At 61.1% G+C, this 18,214-nt stretch carries 17 protein-coding genes; 14 read left to right on the top strand and 3 right to left on the bottom strand.

Annotated elements, in window-relative coordinates:
• The first annotated feature begins 178 nt into the window (after window positions 1-178).
• Together VN623_RS00665 and VN623_RS00670 are read left to right on the top strand one after the other, a co-directional pair.
• Entirely contained in the window at window positions 179-2,488 is a 2,310-nt protein-coding gene (locus tag VN623_RS00665) for an efflux RND transporter permease subunit (protein ID WP_325567060.1), read from the top strand.
• Window positions 2,489-2,560: 72 nt separating this feature from the next.
• Window positions 2,561-2,938: a DsrE/DsrF/DrsH-like family protein gene (locus VN623_RS00670; RefSeq protein WP_325567062.1), complete on the top strand. Its 378-nt coding sequence runs from the start codon at window positions 2,561-2,563 to the stop codon at window positions 2,936-2,938.
• Here VN623_RS00670 and VN623_RS00675 read toward each other — a convergent pair.
• The gene (locus VN623_RS00675) at window positions 2,928-3,611 is read right to left on the bottom strand and encodes an HAD family hydrolase (RefSeq protein WP_325567064.1); all 684 of its coding nucleotides are present in this window, start codon (window positions 3,609-3,611) and stop codon (window positions 2,928-2,930) included. The two genes, VN623_RS00670 and VN623_RS00675, sit on opposite strands and share 11 nt — an antisense overlap.
• Before the next feature lie 170 nt (window positions 3,612-3,781).
• On the opposite strand from VN623_RS00675, the gene rpiA reads away from it, so the two are divergent.
• The 6 genes from rpiA to VN623_RS00705 all read left to right on the top strand — a co-directional run bounded on the left by rpiA (window position 3,782) and on the right by VN623_RS00705 (window position 9,026).
• Window positions 3,782-4,504, top strand: coding sequence for a ribose-5-phosphate isomerase RpiA (gene rpiA / locus VN623_RS00680; protein ID WP_325567066.1), 723 nt, complete (start codon window positions 3,782-3,784; stop codon window positions 4,502-4,504).
• 2 nt (window positions 4,505-4,506) lie between these two features.
• A complete protein-coding gene (locus VN623_RS00685) occupies window positions 4,507-5,025 on the top strand; it encodes a DUF2059 domain-containing protein (protein ID WP_325567068.1) in 519 nt (172 codons plus the stop codon).
• 26 nt (window positions 5,026-5,051) lie between these two features.
• Window positions 5,052-6,434: a glutathione-disulfide reductase gene (gene gor / locus VN623_RS00690; protein WP_325567070.1), complete on the top strand. Its 1,383-nt coding sequence runs from the start codon at window positions 5,052-5,054 to the stop codon at window positions 6,432-6,434.
• A 54-nt stretch (window positions 6,435-6,488) separates the two neighbouring features.
• Window positions 6,489-7,244, top strand: coding sequence for a glucose 1-dehydrogenase (locus VN623_RS00695; protein ID WP_325567072.1), 756 nt, complete (start codon window positions 6,489-6,491; stop codon window positions 7,242-7,244).
• A gap of 132 nt (window positions 7,245-7,376) precedes the next feature.
• Window positions 7,377-8,780: a class II 3-deoxy-7-phosphoheptulonate synthase gene (locus VN623_RS00700; protein ID WP_325567074.1), complete on the top strand. Its 1,404-nt coding sequence runs from the start codon at window positions 7,377-7,379 to the stop codon at window positions 8,778-8,780.
• A gap of 84 nt (window positions 8,781-8,864) precedes the next feature.
• Window positions 8,865-9,026: a hypothetical protein gene (locus tag VN623_RS00705; protein ID WP_325567076.1), complete on the top strand. Its 162-nt coding sequence runs from the start codon at window positions 8,865-8,867 to the stop codon at window positions 9,024-9,026.
• Window positions 9,027-9,061: 35 nt separating this feature from the next.
• Here VN623_RS00705 and VN623_RS00710 read toward each other — a convergent pair whose 3' ends face one another.
• On the bottom strand, window positions 9,062-9,238 hold the full coding sequence (locus VN623_RS00710; RefSeq protein ID WP_325567078.1) for a hypothetical protein: 177 nt from the start codon (window positions 9,236-9,238) through the stop codon (window positions 9,062-9,064).
• On the opposite strand from VN623_RS00710, the gene VN623_RS00715 reads away from it, so the two are divergent.
• The 3 genes from VN623_RS00715 (at window position 9,237) to gltX (ending at window position 12,908) form a co-directional block, all read left to right on the top strand.
• Window positions 9,237-9,650, top strand: a complete 414-nt coding sequence (locus VN623_RS00715) for a universal stress protein (RefSeq protein ID WP_325567080.1) — start codon at window positions 9,237-9,239, stop codon at window positions 9,648-9,650. The two genes, VN623_RS00710 and VN623_RS00715, sit on opposite strands and share 2 nt — an antisense overlap.
• A gap of 99 nt (window positions 9,651-9,749) precedes the next feature.
• Entirely contained in the window at window positions 9,750-11,468 is a 1,719-nt protein-coding gene (locus tag VN623_RS00720; RefSeq protein WP_325567082.1) for an NAD+ synthase, read from the top strand.
• 69 nt (window positions 11,469-11,537) lie between these two features.
• Window positions 11,538-12,908 (top strand): glutamate--tRNA ligase, encoded by a 1,371-nt coding sequence (gene gltX / locus VN623_RS00725; RefSeq protein WP_325567148.1) that lies wholly within the window; start codon window positions 11,538-11,540, stop codon window positions 12,906-12,908.
• 19 nt (window positions 12,909-12,927) lie between these two features.
• On the opposite strand, the gene VN623_RS00730 is transcribed toward gltX, so the two are convergent.
• Entirely contained in the window at window positions 12,928-14,118 is a 1,191-nt protein-coding gene (locus VN623_RS00730) for a DUF2865 domain-containing protein (protein WP_325567084.1), read from the bottom strand.
• A 276-nt stretch (window positions 14,119-14,394) separates the two neighbouring features.
• Between VN623_RS00730 and cysS the strand changes: the two genes are divergently transcribed.
• The 3 genes from cysS to cimA all read left to right on the top strand — a co-directional run bounded on the left by cysS (window position 14,395) and on the right by cimA (window position 18,210).
• Window positions 14,395-15,855 carry a cysteine--tRNA ligase gene (gene cysS / locus VN623_RS00735; RefSeq protein ID WP_325567086.1) on the top strand — a complete coding sequence of 487 codons (1,461 nt, stop codon included), beginning with the start codon at window positions 14,395-14,397 and terminating at the stop codon, window positions 15,853-15,855.
• A gap of 202 nt (window positions 15,856-16,057) precedes the next feature.
• Entirely contained in the window at window positions 16,058-16,573 is a 516-nt protein-coding gene (locus VN623_RS00740; RefSeq protein ID WP_325567088.1) for a GNAT family N-acetyltransferase, read from the top strand.
• Entirely contained in the window at window positions 16,570-18,210 is a 1,641-nt protein-coding gene (gene cimA, locus VN623_RS00745; RefSeq protein WP_325567090.1) for a citramalate synthase, read from the top strand. The genes VN623_RS00740 and cimA overlap by 4 nt, the downstream gene beginning before the upstream one ends.
• Window positions 18,211-18,214: the final 4 nt, after the last annotated feature.

Here is an 18,214-nt window from a genome sequence, read left to right on the forward strand (position 1 = left end):
AGTCAAAAGGATCGCCAGCCTCAATGCGAATGCGTCAAGCCGGCAGTTGACCGTGATCGGAAGGACACGGCACCTTGCGCTCAGGTCCTGCAAAATGCGATGTCTGCCGCCGATGACGTGCGATTCCGGAAGGCGCTACAGCGACTTCTTAATGTAAGGGTCGCTTCTGGAGGGAAGTTTGGAGTCTACGGCGCCGCGAAACCCGTTTCCGCTATCTCTGGGTCTCAACAAACTCGGTCTATTGGGATTGAAGGCGCCGCTGTTGTCGGCGCTCATCATTCTGTTGCTGACCGGCATTGCCGCGCAAGGCCTGATGCGCCTTAAGGTCGACGACAGTTTATCTGAACTCTTTCGCACGAATACCAAGGAATTCAGGACCTACGAGGAGATCGACCGCCGATTCCCCTCGAGCGAGTACGATGTTCTGGTGGTCGTCGAGGGCAAGAATCTTCTGACGCGCGAGGGGCTCACCGCCTTTGCCAACGCCGCGAGCGATTTGCAGCTCGCCGATGGGGTCGACGGTATCGTGTCGATGCTTTCGGCGCGCGGCCGGCCCGATGCGTCAGGATACGCTCCGCCAATCGTGCCCGACGAGTTGCCCGAAGGTGCAGCCTTCGACGCCATGCTGACGGCTCTCAAGAGCAATGACATCGTCAAGGGCAAGTTTCTGTCCAACGACGGTCAGCTGGCGCTGGCGGTCCTATCGCTCAATCGCGAAGTCGTCGCGGAAAAATCCGCAAAGGTCGTCATCGGCGGAATCGAAGAGGTCGCGAAACAGGATCTCGCACCCGCTGGACTTACGGTGAAACTCGCCGGGGCGCCGGTGATGCAACTCGAAATTCGTAATGCCGTCGAGCGCGATCAGATACTTTACAACGGGCTCGGCTTGTTTTTCGGCGCGGCCATCGCCGCCATTTTCTTCCGGCGCGTGTCGCTGATGCTGGTCGCCGCACTCCCGCCCGTTATCGCGGTCGTGTGGGCACTCGGCCTTCTTGGCTGGCTCGGCTTCAAGCTCAATCTCTTCCTGAACGTCATGACGCCGCTGATCATGGTGATGGGGTTCGCCGACAGCATGCAGATGGTTTCGTCCATTCGCATCCGCCTCCGTGAAGGAGACACCAAGCTTGAGGCCGTGAAATTTGCCATCAATATCGTCGGCCCGGCCTGCGTGCTGGCACATGCCGCGGCTCTTCTGTCTTTCCTGGCGTTGCTATTTTCGGAATCGGGCCTCATTCGCACCTTCGGCGAGGCAGGCGCCATGGCGGTCTGCATTTCGTTTGTCGCGGTGATCGTCGTGCTGCCGCTCTTGGCGCTGCTGTTCATTCGCAATGAAAAGACGCTGGCGCGTGACCATACCCCCGCCGACGGAATGATGGACGCACTCGGCAACTTTGTCGGCGCCGTCGTCGATCGTGTCGTCCAGCACGCCGTCATCTACACGTTGATCGCATTTGCGCTCTTCGCATACTTTGCTTCGCTGCACCTGCAGCTTGAGCCACGCTATCGGCTTGCCGATCAGGTTCCCGACCGGGAACAGGCGCTAGACGCTTCGGGCCGCATCGATACCAAGCTCACCGGTGCCAACCCGTTCCATGTGATGATCCGCTGGCATAACGGCGCCAGCCTCTACGATCCGGCGACCCTCAATGTCATCAAGGAAACCCACGAGGCGTTGGAGAAGGCGGCCGGCCTCGGCAACGTCTGGTCACTCGAAAGCCTGAGGCGCTGGCTGCGCGAGAATGGCGACGACAACATCGAGACGGTCAAAAAATACGTCAAGCTTCTGCCTGAAAATCTCGTTCGCCGCTTCATCGCCAAGGAACAGGACGCTGTTCTCGTTACCGGCCGGCTGCCCGACATCGACGCGAGTCAGATTCTGCCGGTCGTCGAAAAGGTCGACCACGCGCTCGATCCAGTGCGCAAGGCCTATCCGAATTACGAAATCTCGGTGACCGGTCTGCCGGCACTCGCAGCCCGCAACAGTTACCGCATGATTTCGCAGTTGGATGAAAGCATCCCGCTTTGCGTGCTCGTTGCCGCAATCCTGCTGGCGGTCGCTTTCCGCTCCGTCTTTGTTGGATTCATAAGTATCCTGCCGGGGCTCTTCCCGGTTGTGACGTCCGGGGCGCTGCTTTGGTATCTTGGTGATGGACTTGAATTTGCGTCCGTCGTGGCGCTGCTCGTGGTTTTTGGTCTCGGCGTCGATGCGCTGATCCACTTCCTGAACCGGCTGCGACTCGAGGAGCAGCCGGGCGTGTCCCCCGAACTTGCCATCCGCCGGGCCCGCGTGCTTGTCGGACCCGCGATCATCTTGACGACGATGGTGCTTGCCTTCGGTCTCGGCGTGACGATCTTCTCGGAGTTGCCGTCGCTCAGGACATTTGGCATGGTTTGCGGCGTGACGCTGCTCGCGTCGCTGATCGCCGATCTCGTTTTTCTGCCGGCAACCATCCTTGTTTATCGACGTTATATCAGCCGCCACACCTAACATGCCGGCATTGCGGCACCGAGCGGGGCCGCGCTAGTCTCGCGGCCGAATGAACGGCAGCAAGAGGCGGCGGTGACCCAGAAGCTGATCATCATCTTGGCCAACACCGACCCGCGCAATTGCGAGGAGCTCGGGGCGCCGATCATCCAGGCCACGGTTGCGGCCGCGATGTCTTATAACGTCGAAGTCATTTGCACCGGCACGGCTGCGAAACTTCTAAAAAATGGCGTCGCCGCAAAGCTTCATTTGAAACCTAGCGAACCGCGCTCGATGCACGACTTCATCAAGGAAGCACATGCGGCCGGCGTCAAGTTTTTCTGCTGTGCGCCGGAACTCGATCTGTTCGACATGCGCAAGGAGGATTTGATCCCTGAGTGCAGCGGTGTCGTCGGCGCGGCGCATTTCATCGAAGAGATCATGTCGAGCGAGTGCAAGGTACTCACCTACTGACCGGCATGCCGGTAAGCTTTTTTACTGCGGCCTGCAAATCGCGATAGTCGTCGATGATCGCGTCTGGTCCGAATGATGCGACCGGATCGACGCTGTAACCGAAGCTGACCGCGACGATCGGTACGTGCGCCGCCTTCGCCGTCTTGATGTCGGTTTCGCTGTCGCCAATCATGATCGAGGCGTCTGGCCGGCCGCCGGCGAGGGCGATCGTGCCGGTCAAGTGTTTCGGGTCCGGCTTGAAAACGCCCAAGCTATCGCGCCCGGTGAGGGCCGAAAAGTAGCCGTCCAGTTTCAAGGCTTTCAGAACCTGGCGGGCCTGTATCTCGATCTTGTTCGTACAAACCGCCAGCGTCGCGCCTTCGCTGCGCAATGCTTCTAGCGCCGTCACCATATTCGCGTAGGGCGTGCTGCGAACCGCGATATTGGCGCTGTAATAGTCGAAAAAGATTTGGAAGAGATCGTGAAGCTCGCGCTCGGTCAATTTGCGGCCGTGCGACGTAACGGCGGCCTCGATCATGGCCAGGGCGCCGTGGCCGACGAAGGGGCGGATCTCGAGCTCGCTTACGCGCTCAAGGCCGAGCGTTCCCAGAACGTGGTTTGTGGCCTCGGCGAGGTCAGGCGCGGTGTCGACGAGCGTGCCGTCGAGATCAAAGACGACTGTAAAACCCTTCATGAACTCTCCTCTAATCGTCACGCAGCGTATCGGCGCTGCCGGGCAGTGTCACGGTGGCACAACGGCTTGCCTATTGATCGCCAGCTTGAAAGGGCCGGAGGCACGGCCTAGAGAGGGCATGCGGCTGTGTATAACCGCGCCGGCACGAGGTGTTCTCAAGAGGGGCAGTGATGAGCAGCGACGACTGGAAACGGCAGGCAGCCGAGCATGCCTTGAACTACGTCAAAGATGGCATGCGACTCGGCCTCGGTACCGGATCGACCGCCGCCAAGTTTGTCGATCTGCTCGGCGGCAAAGTGAGAGACGGACTGAAAGTCGTCTGTGTTCCAACGTCCGAAACAACCCGCCTTCATGCGGCCAGTCTCAACATTCCGCTCGCGACGCTCGATCAATATGGGTCACTCGATCTGACGATCGATGGCGCCGACGAGGTCGACGAGGAGCTGCGTCTCATCAAAGGCGGTGGCGGGGCATTGCTGCGCGAAAAGATCGTGGCGGTCGCCTCGGAGCGCGTCGTCATTATTGCCGACATCAGCAAGCGCGTCGATGTCCTGGGCCGCTTTCCATTGCCATTGGAGGTCGTGCCGTTTGGACTTTCCGCGACGCGCAGGCTCGTCGCCGCGCTCGCCGGCGACTGCGGCTGCGAAGGCGAGGTCAAGGTGCGCGTGGGCGCAGATGGCGCGCCTTTCATGACCGATAACGGCAACCATATTCTCGATTGTGCCTTTGGCGTGATCGACGATCCCGAAGCTCTTGACGACGCTCTGAAGCTCGTGCCGGGCGTCGTTGAAAGCGGTCTCTTTCTCGGTATTGCCGACGTCGGCATCATCGCCGGGCCGAAAGGCATCGAGGTGCTTACGGGGATCGAGTCCGATTTTGACGAGGAGATTTGAGGATGCATTCCAAAATTCGAATGCTTGCGTTTTGTTTTGCGATTGGATGCTGCGCCGGGCCGCTGCTTGCGGAGGAAGCTGCACCGGCCATCGATCCGGCGCGTGTGGCCGCGGCCCACGATCTGATGGAAGTCACAGGCGTCACCAAGCAGATGGACGGCATGGTCGACGCGATGAAGCGCGACTTTGCCAAGGGCGCCAACGCCGACACGTCCGAAGCGGGCAAGAAACTTTCCGCCCAGTTCGACGCCAGCATGAAGAAGCTGCTCGAATACAAAGATCAGATGATTACTGATTTTGCCGACCTCTACGCTCAGACATTCACGGCAGAGGAAATGAAGGCCGTTGCCGATTTCTATCGCTCGGGCGCCGGTGCCAAATTCATCGCCAAGACGCCGGAGTTGATGCAGAAGGGAGCCGCGATCGGCGTGAAGTACAGCGAGAAGATCGCCAAGGCGATGCAACCCGAAGCGCCGGCCCCCAGTCCAGCTCCGAGTCCGGCTCCCGCCGAGCCGAAATAATGTTTGCGCAGCAGTCGGGCTGAAGCATGTTGGAATTTGATTATGATCTTTTTGTAATTGGCGCAGGCTCCGGCGGCGTCCGGGCTGCACGCATCGCCGCAAGTCATGGCGCGCGCGTCGCGATAGCGGAAGAGTATCGGATCGGCGGCACGTGCGTGATCCGCGGCTGCGTGCCGAAGAAGCTTCTCGTCTATGCCAGCCGATTCACCGACGAATTCGAGGATGCGGAAGGTTTTGGCTGGTCATTAGAAGGCGCTCGGTTCGACTGGCAATCGCTGATCGCGGCGAAAGACAACGAAATCGCCCGGCTCGAAGCGGTTTATGGCGCGACGCTCGCCAAATTCAACGTCGAACTGTTCGCTGAACGCGCGACGGTGGCCGCCCCACATGGGGTTAAGTTGACGCAATCGGGCCGTACCGTTTCCGCGAAAGCCATATTGATTGCCACCGGTGGCCGGCCGAACCTCGACGAAAATCTGCCGGGTATTGAACACGTCATCACCTCGAACGAGGCATTTCACCTCAAGGAAATGCCGCGGCGCGTCGTCATTGCTGGCGGCGGCTACATCGCCGTCGAGTTTGCATCGATCTTCAAGGGGCTCGGTGCGGACGTGACGCTAATTTACCGGCGGGATAAAATTCTGCGCGGCTTCGACGAGGATTTGCGCAACGCGCTGACTACGGCAATGACCAGCCGGGGCATCCACATCATTGCAGGTCATATTTTTACGCGGATCGAGAAAACGCAAACCGGTCTCGCCGGTCACATTACCGGCGGCGAAGTCGTCGAGGCCGACCAGATCATGTTCGCAATTGGCCGATCGCCCAACACGGCAGGGCTCGGTCTTGAAGGCGTGGGCGTGAAACTTAGCGGCAACGGTGCCGTCGCGGTTGAAGGAACGTGGCAAACTTCGGTCCCTTCGATTTACGCCGTCGGCGATGTCACCGATCGCGTTAACCTGACGCCGGTTGCCATTCGCGAAGGCCACGCGTTCGCCGATACCGTTTTCGGCAATAAAGCCTGGACCGTCGACTACAAAGCGATCCCTACCGCCGTCTTTGCCACGCCGGAAATCGGCACGGTGGGTTTTTCTGAGCACGAAGCCCGCGCGCAATACGGCGACATCGATATTTACAAGGCCAGCTTCCGGCCGATGAAGGCGATCCTCGCCGGCCGGGATGAGCGGATGTTGATGAAGCTCGTCGTCGAGCGCGCCAGTGATCGGGTCGTCGGCGTCCATATCCTGGGCCCCGACGCCGCCGAAATCGTTCAGATGGCCGCGGTCGCCATCCGTATGGGCGCCAAAAAGTCGGACTTCGATCAGACCATGGCGCTGCATCCGTCGGCGGCGGAGGAACTGGTGACGTTGCGCGAAAAATGGATTGCACCAGGGGAGGCTGCCGGTTGATTGCCGGCGATCTGCAATCTATGGGTGACCCGTCGTAAGTGGGGTGAGGGTGACATGACGCGGCTCAGCGGAAAAATTGCGATCGTGACGGGGGCGGGCGGCGGCATCGGCCAGGCCATCGCGCAGCGTTTCGCGCTTGAAGGCGCGCACGTCTGGGTCACCGACATCAATGGCGAGACGGCCGAAGAGACCGTTCGCGGCATCAAGGCGGCGGGTGGCGCCGCGACCGCGTTGGTCGTCGATGTTTCGAAGGGCCAGGATCTGACGTCGCTCGTTCGCAAGGTCGATGCGGCGCACGGACGTGCCGACGTCCTCGTCAACAACGCCGGCATTCTGGTGCGCGGCGAGGTGCGCCAGCTGTCGGATTCCGATTGGACGAGGTTGCGTGAAGTCAATCTCGATGCGGTGTTGCGGCTGTCGCGCGACGCGCTGCCGTTGCTGCGCAAATCGAAAAACGGTTCGCTGATCAATATTTCATCGATCATGGCGCATCGTGGTCTGCGTCCGCTCGGTGCTTACACCGCAACAAAAGGTGCCGTCACCGCGCTGACGAAAGGCCTTGCAGTCGAATACGCACCGTTCAACGTTCGTGTGAATTCGATCGCGCCGGGTTATGTCGAAACCGCAATTACCGACCGGCTCTTGAGGCTGCCGCCTGTTAAACAGGCGCTGATCGACAAGACGCCGATGGGACGGCTAGGGCAGCCGGAAGATTTGACCGGTGCCGCGGTCTTCTTTGCTTCCGACGACAGCCTATATTGCACCGGATCGGAGTTGGCCGTCGACGGCGGCATGGCCGCCGGTCTTTAAGGGCCTCGGCATCCTGCCGGGGCGGCTGGCGCCAGCCGCGGTTTCCTCCTATAAGCCCGAACTAACCCAATACCGAGCAGGCTTGAAAGTCGTGCCGAAAGGCGCGATTGATGCTGCTCTCAGGAGTTGACGATGGCGTCCGTTCCACAAGCCGATAAATGGTCGCCCGAAAGCTGGCGCGCGAAACCCATTCTGCAGGTGCCGGAGTATCCGGACGCCGCGGCGCTGCACTGCGTCGAAGCCAAGCTCGCGACCTTCCCGCCGCTCGTTTTTGCCGGTGAAGCGCGCGACTTGAAACGGCAGCTTGCCACGATCGCGTCGGGGAGCGGTTTTCTGCTCCAGGGCGGCGACTGTGCGGAAAGCTTCGTCGAGCACCGTGCCGACAACATCCGAGATTTCTTCCGCGTCTTCCTGCAGATGGCTGTGGTGCTGACCTACGCCGGTGGCCAGCCGGTCGTTAAAGTTGGCCGCATCGCCGGGCAATTCGCGAAGCCGCGCTCATCACCGACCGAGAAGAAGGGCGGTCAGGAGCTGCCGAGCTATCGCGGTGACATCGTCAATGGGCCGGAGTTCACGGCTGAGGCTCGCATTCCCGATCCGCATCGGCAGATCGAGGCCTACCGCCAATCGGCGGCAACGCTCAATCTCATTCGCGCTTTCGCGACCGGCGGTTACGCCGACCTCGAGCGCGTCCATCAATGGAACATGGGCTTCGTCCAGGACAGCCCGCAAGGCCATCGCTATCAGGAAATCGCCGACCGTATTGCCGAGACGCTGCAATTCATGCGCGCCTGCGGAATTACGTCCGAGAATACCGCGCAGCTTCGCTCGACGAATTTCTACACGAGTCACGAGGCGCTGCTCCTCGGCTACGAAGAGGCGTTGACGCGCAAGGACTCGACGAGCGGCGATTGGTACGCGACGAGCGGGCACATGATCTGGGTCGGCGATCGCACGCGCCAGCCCGACCATGCGCACATCGAGTTCTGCCGCGGCATCAAAAACCCGATCGGCTTGAAGTGCGGACCCTCGCTCGACGCCGACGGATTGCTGAGACTGATCGACCTGCTCAATCCGAAGGACGAAGCGGGACGGCTGACGCTCATTTGCCGGTTCGGCTACGACAAGGTCGAAACGCATCTTCCGAAGTTGATCCGCGCGGTAAAAAAGGCCGGGCGGACGGTGCTCTGGTCATGCGATCCGATGCATGGCAACACGATTTCGGCCGTCAACGGCTACAAGACCCGGCCATTTGACCGCATCCTGAAAGAAAGCCTGGCCTTCTTCGAGGTGCATCGGGCCGAGGGCACGCATGCGGGCGGCATCCATGTCGAAATGACCGGCCAGAACGTGACCGAGTGCACGGGCGGCGCCACGGCCATTTCCGAGCAGGATCTTTCCAGCCGCTACCACACGCATTGCGATCCACGGCTCAACGCCGATCAGGCCCTGGAACTGGCTTTCCTTGTTGCCGAACAATTGAAGAAGGAGCGGGCGGCCGACGCGCGCGCCGAGCCGAGAACGCTGATAGCCTAGATATTATTCCCGCAGCCTGATCGGTCAGGATGCGGCATTGGCTCGGTAATCGACACGGACGGCTCGTCCCGTGGGGTATCGGACATGAATAATTGCTTTGTCTTGCTGCTCGTTGCCATGATTGAGATGTCGGCCTCGACCGCGATAGCCGCCAAGACGTTAATCAGTCAGCGCATTCAGGAGCCGACCGTCTGTTGGGTGCCGGATGTCGAATTTCCGGTGCCCTGCGACGATGACGATGACTAGAGCCAAACTAGCTGTCCCGAGCGCCCCGGATCTCCTCAGGCGCCCTCGACCTTGGATGGACGCGATACGCCGTAGGCTGAAGCTTCGTACTGATACAATTGGTGGTAAAGTTCGCTGTGCGCGAATAGTGTGGCGTATCGCGCGTTGATCAGCACCGCGTCGGTTGCCGGTTCCGTATCGTTCTCATTTGGTCCTGCCTGTGAGGAAATCATGGTTCACAAAATACTCTGTGCCGTTGATGGCACCAAGCATTCCGACAAGGCCGTACAGTTTGCAGCGGAGTTGGCGAACAAGCTTGGCTCTGCATTAACGATCGCCACCGTCAACGTAATGATTGGCGGTGCGCGCTCCGGGGCGATTTACTCCTTGGAGGACAGCCAAGTGCAGAACGTACTGGAAGCGGCCGCAAGGATTGCCGCTGACTCCGGTGTCAAGAATGTTCACACGACTCCCCTGCGTAGCCGGGAGGCGGCCGCCGGCGTCGTGACCTACGCTGAGCAGGATGATTGCGACATCATCGTAACCGGAACGGGAGACAAGCACGGACTGTCGCGCCTCGTCCTCGGCTCTGTCGCGGCAGACATCGCCGGCAAAGCCCACTGCACAGTCATCGTCGCGCGTTAAAGGGTGACAACGGCTGGATTGAAGCTGCATAAGACGGTCATCGGTGCGCTCGTCTGACAAGGAGCGCGCCGGCTGCTTCTCGAGGACGCCAGCCGCCGCATGCGCATTGCACTTGCCCAACTCAACCCCACGGTCGGAGATCTTGGTGGCAACGCCAAGAGAGCAGTGGACGCCCATGCTCGCGCGCGCGCGGCGGGTGCCGACGTCATTGTCTTCTCCGAACTCTTCCTCAACGGTTATCCGCCGGAAGATCTGGTCCTGAAGCCGGCGTTCCAGGACGCAACGCGCGCCGAACTGGAGCGCCTTGCCGCTGCCTGCGCCGAAGGCCCCGCCGTCCTGATCGGCACGATCTGGCGCGACGCGGGAAAAGTCTTCAATGCCGTAGCCCTGCTCGACCGCGGCCGCATCGAGGCCGTCACCTTCAAGTCGGAATTGCCGAACTACGGCGTCTTCGACGAAAAGCGCGTCTTCGCCGTCGGGCCGATGCCAGGTCCGCTGAACGTGCGCGGCGTGCGACTGGGCGTCGCGATCTGTGAAGACATCTGGGCCGCCGAGGTCGTCGAAACACTTGCGGAGACAGGCGCCGAAATTATCGTTTCGCCGAACGGGTCGCCGTTCGATTGGCCAAAGCCCGACAGCCGCATCAACGTTGCTGTCGCTCGCGTCACGGAGAGTGGCTTGCCGCTGGTTTATGTCAATCAGGTCGGCGGTCAAGACGAGCTGGTCTTCGACGGAGCATCGTTCGTTTTGAATGCCGATCGCAGTCTTGCCGTCCAACTACCGGCGTGGCGCGAAGCGGTTGTCGTGACCGATTGGAACCGGACCGAAAGCGGCTGGCGTTGTGTCAGCGGCGAGTCCGCGAAGGTTGCCGAAGGTCCGGCCGCCGCCTATCACGCCTGCGTCCTCGGACTCCGGGATTACGTGACGAAAAACGGTTTTCCCGGTGTGGTGCTCGGTCTCTCTGGCGGCATCGATTCCGCGCTCGTCGCTGCAATTGCCGTCGACGCATTGGGACCCGAGCGCGTACACGCGGTTATGTTGCCGTCGAAATTCACCTCCGACGACAGCCTGCTCGATGCAGCCGATTGCACCAAGAGGCTCGGGATTCGCTACGACAAAATCTCGATCGAGCCGGCGGTCGCCGGTTTCACCTGGGGCCTCAAGGATCTCTTCGCCGGAACCAACGCCGACATCACCGAGGAAAACCTGCAAAGCCGCGTGCGCGGCACGATGCTGATGGCGATCTCGAATAAGTTCGGCGGCTTGGTCGTGACGACCGGCAACAAAAGCGAGATGTCGGTCGGCTATGCGACGCTCTACGGTGACATGAACGGCGGCTTCAATCCGATCAAGGATCTCTACAAGACGGAGGTCTACGCGCTGGCCCGCTGGCGCAACGCCAACGTCGCGGAAGGTGGGCTCGGACCTCGTGGCGACGTTATTCCGCAACGCATCTTGACGAAGGCGCCGACGGCGGAACTTCGTGCCAATCAAACGGACCAGGACTCGCTGCCGCCCTATGACGAGTTGGATGATATCCTGCGAAGCTTAGTCGAGAACGAACTGCCGCTCGCCGCCGTCATCGCACGCGGGCATGCGGCGGAAACTGTGAAGAAGGTCGAGCGGCTGCTATATCTCGCCGAGTACAAGCGGCGGCAGGCGGCCCCCGGCGTCAAGATTTCGGCGCGCAATTTCGGACGCGACCGGCGTTATCCGATCACCAATCGCTTTCGCGAAGACATCGCCAGCAGCGCGTCGCCGCTGGACAAAACCAAGAGCGCCGCTTTCTCGTCCACCTACCGAAAAGACGAGGACTAGATACAAGCCTTGCCATCGCCGCGATGCCGGGTACGGTGCGGCGCGTCCCAACCCGTGAAAAGAACGATGATGATTCCGCGCGTCCGCTTCGCCCCGAGCCCTACCGGGCGCCTCCACATCGGCAACATCCGAACCGCAGCCCTCAACTGGCTCTTTGCGCGCAAGCACATGGGCACGTTTCTGCTCCGGCTCGATGACACCGACCTTGCCCGGTCGACGGAGGAATTCGCCCAGGCGATCCGCGATGATCTGACATGGCTCGGCCTCACGTGGGACGAGGAGGCGCGTCAGCAGGACCGCACCGCCCGCTACAGCGAAGTAGCCGAGGCCCTGAAGACGGCCGGCGTGCTCTATCCGTGCTTTGAAACGGAGGGCGAACTCGATCGTCGCCGCAAACGCCAGCTCGCGATGCACCGGCCGCCAATCTACGACCGCGCCGCACTCAAACTTTCGCAGGCCGATATCGGCGCGAAACTGGCGGCGGGCGAGACGCCTCACTGGAGGTTCCGCCTGCCGAATACTTCAGGCAAAGGTAGCCTTGCGCCCGAGCCGACACTCATCTCCTGGAACGATCTCGTCCGCGGCGACCAGTCCGTCGATCTCGGATCACTCTCCGACCCAGTGCTGATCCGCGAGGATGGGACGTTCCTCTACACGTTCACCAGTGTCGTCGACGACGTCGACTTCGCCATCACGCATATCGTCCGCGGCGAAGATCACGTCACCAACACCGGCGTGCAAATGGCGATCTTCGAAGCTCTCGGCGCAACGCCGCCCGCATTCGGCCACCATTCGTTGTTGGTCGGCGCCGATGGCCATGCGCTGTCGAAACGCTTGGGTGCCTTGTCGGTGCAGAGTTTCCGCGACGAAGGGCTCGAGCCGATGGCCGTGCTCTGCCATGCGGCGCTCGTCGGAACGTCGGACGCGATCGAACCATTGACGTCGCGCGACGAACTTGCCGCGAAACTCGACTTCGCCAAGATTTCGATGGCGCCGGGCCGCTTCGACGTTGCCGATCTCAAAAGCCTCAACGGCAAGCTCCTGCATATGCTCGACTACGCCGATGTCGCCGACCGCCTCGCTGCTTTTGGCGTTGGAGGCGGGGAAGATTTCTGGATGGCTGTACGCGGCAATCTCGACGTGCTCGGTGATGCCAAGCTCTGGTGGGATATCGTCGCGCACGACATCGAGCCGGTCATAGAGGACGCCAAAGTCGCCGCTGCGGGCGCTACTACCCTCCCCGAAGAGCCGTGGGGCGATGATACCTGGGCGATTTGGACGGCGGCGATTAAATCGGCGACCGGGGCCAAGGGCCGGGGGCTCTTTCATCCGCTTCGGCTGGCATTGACGGCGCGGGAGTCGGGTCCCGAACTGAAGGCGTTGCTGCCGCTGATGGGCCGCAAGCGCGTGCTTGCCCGGCTTGAAGGCAAACGCGCCTAGCCGGGCGTCTTTTGCTCGATTATTGCGGCTGGGACTGCGTCTGCCAGCCGCCGGTGTCGGCGGCAGGCTGAACAGGTTGAACTGCATTGCCTCCGGTCGCCAGTTGCGGCGAGGCGGCGGCATTGGCACTATGCGTTTGCGGCACCAACGATCCCGGCGGTGAATTTTCCGCCTTCTTGCCGACAACCCCATCCGCAGGCACATACTCGGCAGTCTTGCACGAGCAGCCGTTGACGTATTCCTTCCGGTAGCGGAATGCGTACTTAAGCTTCGTGTAGGCTTCCTGGTCCTTGAGGGCGACGGCCTGCTCGACGGTTCCGCCCGGGTTTGGGTAATAGAACAGCTCGGTCGGCGCGGCGCATTTCGACGAGCACACGTCGGCATCCTGCGGGAAATGGCTCGGCAAGGTCGAGAAGCTCACGGGAAAATAAAAGCCGTCGCAAAGACGAACGCAGAGCGTGCGGTAGGTCTGTGCGCCGTTCGTGGCTCTTGGCGACCAGATATTGCCGCTGCCCGATGCCTCATCTTCCCACATTCCGTCACTGCGGCGGCGCGCCATGTCGACGTAATTGGCGCCGCAATTGTTGCGGGCCAGCTCGCGGATAATGTCGTCCTGATACGATCGGCCGGACGAACCGATGATGTCCTGACGGCGCGCCTCCAGATCCGACAGCCGCCGCTTCGAGACATCGACCTGGCGAGCCAGATCCTTGCACTGTGGCGTGTTGCGGAACGTTTTCGTGAACAGGAACTGGTCGTAGCAGCCTCTGTCGAGCTGCGACTGGCCTGAGTTGAAGGCGCGATCGACGACGCGGATTTCATCTTCGATGCGCGGCAGCTCATCTCGCGACTGGGTGCCTTTCGCCCCCTCCTGCACGAGGCGCTGCTCGAGCTGGTAGCAGATCGGATTTTTCGTCGAGTAGTTGGCCGTCGCAGGTGCGGCCGGTGCTCCGGGTGCGCCGGGCGATCGTGGAACGCCGGGGGCATCGGGCGGCGACTGCTGTGGGGCGGGCGCAGGTATGTCGGATGGCTGCCGGTAGACCGGTTCGCGCGGAACCGGGGGCGGCCTCTCTTCCTCATCGCCGCCGCCGAAAGGCCACCAGCTCTGCGCCGAGGCAACCTCCGGCACGAAAACCAGGACGACGGCGGCCGCCGCCAAGGCAAGCAGAAGCCAGCGCGCGGTACCTTTTGTTTTTCTTGTTTGGCTCACACCGGCTCCTCGAAGCCTGTCATCGAATCTGCGCACAGCGAAAAGCGCCCGAAGCGACGCGCGTCGGGAAGCCTAAACAGCGATTTGCTAGCGGGTCAATGCGGAGCAATTGCGACCGCACCGTTTTTGCAAAGCCATTCAGCAGCTTGACGGACAGGAAATCACCCGGCTAAGGGCTCGGGAGAACTTGTCCCCGCGACTTCGGGCTATGGCATACTTTTTCGACGCGAACGCGCCCCGGCACGGGTGCCGAGCGATCAACTGACGAGGTTCCGATTGGCGCTGAAACTTTATAACACCCTGACGCGGCAGAAGGCCGAGTTCACGCCGATCGATCCGAACAACGTCCGCATGTACGTGTGCGGGCCGACCGTCTACGACTTCGCCCACATCGGCAACGCCCGCCCCGTGATCGTGTTCGACGTGCTGTTCCGCCTGCTGCGCCACATCTACGGGCCGGAGCATGTCACGTACGTCCGCAACATCACCGACGTCGACGACAAGATCAACGCGCGGGCGGCGCGGGATTTTCCCGATCTGCCGCTGAACGAGGCGATCCGCAAGGTCACGACGGCGACCGAGAAGCAATTCCACGACGATATTGCAGCACTTGGAGTTCTGCCGCCGACGTTCGAGCCGCGCGCCACCGAATACATCCGCCGCGACGACGGCCGCGACGACATGGTTTCGCTGATCGAAGCGCTGGTGAAACTCGGCAATGCCTACGTCGCCTCCGATCATGTCCTGTTCGACGTCGCCTCGATGCCGGACTACGGCAAGCTTTCGAACCGTTCGCTCGATGAGATGGAGGCAGGCGCCCGCGTCGAGGTCGCGCCCTACAAAAAAGGCCCGATGGATTTCGTATTGTGGAAGCCGTCGAAGCCCGGCGAACCGGCCTGGCCGAGCCCATGCGGAATTGCAACCCCGGGCCGCCCCGGCTGGCACATCGAATGCTCGGCGATGGCGGGCGCGTTGCTTGGCGACGTCTTCGACATCCACGGCGGCGGCATCGATTTGACGTTTCCGCACCACGAGAACGAGATCGCGCAGTCCCGTTGCGCCCACGGCACGCCGGTAATGGCGAACGTCTGGATGCACAACGGCTTCCTGCAGGTCGAAGGCGAGAAGATGTCGAAAAGCCTCGGCAACTTCGTGACGCTCAATGAGCTGCTGACGGGTCATAAGTTTGGCAACCAAAATTGGCACGGCCGCGTAATTCGGCTCGCGATGCTAATGACGCATTATCGCCAACCGATCGATTGGTCCGTAGACAGGCTGTTCGAGGCCCGCGAAAGTCTTTTCGAATGGAATAAGCTATGCTTTGACGCGCCCACGGACGTCCAATTGAATATCGAGCCCATTACCGATCCACTTGGCGACGATCTCAATACGCCCCTCGCAATTTCTGCTGTTCATGGACTTGCCCGAAATGTGCGCTCCGCGAAGTCTGGAGCAGAGATGACAGCAGCTGCTTCACGCCTGAGGCAAGGGTTAGACTTTCTGGGGCTTTATGAAATCCAACCCTCACTCACGTTATTGGCTCAAGATATTGATCAAGGCCCGTCTGACATGGAGGTCAGACCGCTGATCGAGGCTCGCAACTCCGCTCGGAAACATAAAGACTTTAAAGAGGCCGACCGCATCCGCGACGAGCTTGCCAAAATGGGCATCTCGTTGAAGGACACGAAGAACAAGGAAACTGGCGAAATCGAAACGACGTGGGAAGTCACGCGCTAGAGTTTTTTTTCCACGTCATGGCCGGGCTTGACCCGGCCATCCAGGGCAGAAAGAGCGCTCTCGCCGTACGCCCTGGATCGCCGCCTCGCGAAAGGCAGGGAGACCACGGCGTCCATCGGCGGCCTTGCGCGGAAGGGGTCGCGGCGCTAGGTCCTGACCGATAGTTCCCACAATAACGCCGCTATCTGGCCCAAAGAACGAGATGTCCGACGATTTTCCGCTGCGCCCGTTCCTCCCTGCCGACACGATGGCGCTGCGCGACCTCTTTGCGCAGAGCATCGAGGAGCTGACGGCTGAAGACTACGACGAGGACCAGCGCCTCGCCTGGATTTCGACTGCCGAGGACGCCGACGCGTTCGCCAAGCGGCTAGGCAGCATGCTGACCCTCGTGGTTCAGCTCGACGGAATTTACCTGGGCTTTACTTCGCTGAAGGACAACAAGACGATCGACATGCTTTATGTTCATCCCGACTACGCTGGCGAAGGTATCGGCACGGCCCTCGTCGATGCGCTGGAGAAAATCGCGGCGGCTCGCGGCACCGAGACGCTGACGACGGACGCCAGCGACGCCGCGGTGACATTCTTCGAACGCCTCGGTTACGTACAGACCAGCCGAAATTCTGTGCCGGTCGCCGAGCAGTGGCTTTCCAATACGACCATGACGAAGCGGCTCACCCCAAGCAAAGACAAACCGGCTTCGCCGGTGAAACCCTCATGAACAAAGAACGCCTTTACCTCTTCGACACGACGCTGCGCGACGGCATGCAGACGACCGGCGTCGACTTTTCGCTTGAGGACAAGCGGCGGTTGATGAGCGTGCTCGACGAGCTTGGGGTCGACTATATCGAAGGCGGCTATCCTGGCGCCAACGCCATTGATACCGAACTTTTCACGTCGCGCCCGAACCTCAAATCGGCCCGCTTCACGGCATTCGGCATGACCAAGCGTGCTGGCCGGTCAGTGTCGAACGATCCCGGTCTGCAGGCCATCCTGCAATCTTCCGCCGACAGCATCTGCCTGGTGGCGAAGTCTTCGGACTATCAGGTGCGCGTCGCGCTCGGAATTTCGAACGAAGAGAACCTCGAGTGCGTCGACCAATCGGTGCGCGCCATCGTCGAGACGCAGCGCGAGGCGATGATCGACTGCGAGCACTTCTTTGACGGCTATAAAAGCAATCGCGACTACGCTCTGAGCGTTGCCAGGACCGCGTACGACGCCGGTGCGCGCTGGATCGTGCTCTGCGATACCAACGGCGGAACGCTGCCGCATGAAGTCGAACGTATTGTCGCCGATGTCGCCAAGCACGTGAAGAGCACGCATCTCGGCATTCATACCCACAACGACACCGAGAACGCGGTTGCCAACACGTTGATGGCGGTGCGGGCCGGCTGCCGGCAAATCCAGGGCACGCTGAACGGCCTTGGCGAACGCTGCGGTAACGCCAATCTGACGTCGATCATCCCGACGCTGCTTTTGAAGAGCGAATTCGCCGATGCCTTTACAACCGGTGTTACGCCCGACCGGCTCCGGACGTTGACGCACGCTAGCCGTGTTCTCGATGAATTGTTGAACGAAGCGCCGGACCGGCACGCGCCCTACGTCGGCGAAAGCGCCTTCGCGACCAAAGCCGGCATCCATGCTTCGGCGCTGATCAAGGAGCCGGAAACATACGAGCACGTTCCGCCGGAAAGCGTTGGCAACGAGCGCCGCATCCTGGTGTCGAAGCAGGGCGGGCGGTCGTCGCTGACTGTGGCGCTGGAGCGTCTCGGCCTGCCGGCGGACAAGAACGATCCGCGCGTTCAAACCTTGCTCGACGAGGTCAAGACACGTGAGGATCAGGGATATTCCTATGAGGCGGCGGAAGCCTCATTCGAGCTATTGGCGCGCCGGTCGCTTTCGAGCGTTCCCCGCTATTTTTCCGTCGACAGCTTCCGCGTGACCGTCGAACGTCAGGGCGACACGCAACGCGGTCCGACCAACTTCTCGACACAGTCACACGCCGTCGTCTCCGTCTCGATCGCGGGTGAGGCTGAGCCGCTGGTGTCCGTCGGAGAAGGAAACGGCCCGGTGAACGCGCTCGACAAGGCGTTGCGCAGCGACCTCGGCCGCTATCAGAAGCACATCGAGAACGTCAAACTGGTCGATTACAAGGTTCGCATCCTGACGCAGGCGCAGAACGGCGGTACTGGCGCCGTAACGCGTGTGCTCGTCGAAAGTCGCGATACCGAGACCGGCGATCGCTGGACCACGGTCGGCGTATCGCCGAATATCATTGATGCGAGTTTCGAGGCGCTGCTCGACAGCATCAATTACAAGCTGCTGAAAGAGAACGCGGTCGCCGCGACGGCCGGCTGACGGA

The organism is Hyphomicrobium sp., assembly GCF_035572195.1.
In the GTDB taxonomy this organism is placed as follows: domain Bacteria; phylum Pseudomonadota; class Alphaproteobacteria; order Rhizobiales; family Hyphomicrobiaceae; genus Hyphomicrobium_B.

Coding starts and splice junctions, on each gene's coding strand:
- VN623_RS00675 (WP_325567064.1), bottom strand. CDS start 3,611: ATGAAGGGTTTTACAGTCGTCTTTGATCTCGACGGCACGCTCGTCGAC.
- rpiA (WP_325567066.1), top strand. CDS start 3,782: ATGAGCAGCGACGACTGGAAACGGCAGGCAGCCGAGCATGCCTTGAAC.
- VN623_RS00685 (WP_325567068.1), top strand. CDS start 4,507: ATGCATTCCAAAATTCGAATGCTTGCGTTTTGTTTTGCGATTGGATGC.
- gor (WP_325567070.1), top strand. CDS start 5,052: ATGTTGGAATTTGATTATGATCTTTTTGTAATTGGCGCAGGCTCCGGC.
- VN623_RS00695 (WP_325567072.1), top strand. CDS start 6,489: ATGACGCGGCTCAGCGGAAAAATTGCGATCGTGACGGGGGCGGGCGGC.
- VN623_RS00700 (WP_325567074.1), top strand. CDS start 7,377: ATGGCGTCCGTTCCACAAGCCGATAAATGGTCGCCCGAAAGCTGGCGC.
- VN623_RS00705 (WP_325567076.1), top strand. CDS start 8,865: ATGAATAATTGCTTTGTCTTGCTGCTCGTTGCCATGATTGAGATGTCG.
- VN623_RS00715 (WP_325567080.1), top strand. CDS start 9,237: ATGGTTCACAAAATACTCTGTGCCGTTGATGGCACCAAGCATTCCGAC.
- VN623_RS00710 (WP_325567078.1), bottom strand. CDS start 9,238: ATGATTTCCTCACAGGCAGGACCAAATGAGAACGATACGGAACCGGCA.
- VN623_RS00720 (WP_325567082.1), top strand. CDS start 9,750: ATGCGCATTGCACTTGCCCAACTCAACCCCACGGTCGGAGATCTTGGT.
- gltX (WP_325567148.1), top strand. CDS start 11,538: ATGATTCCGCGCGTCCGCTTCGCCCCGAGCCCTACCGGGCGCCTCCAC.
- VN623_RS00740 (WP_325567088.1), top strand. CDS start 16,058: ATGTCCGACGATTTTCCGCTGCGCCCGTTCCTCCCTGCCGACACGATG.
- cimA (WP_325567090.1), top strand. CDS start 16,570: ATGAACAAAGAACGCCTTTACCTCTTCGACACGACGCTGCGCGACGGC.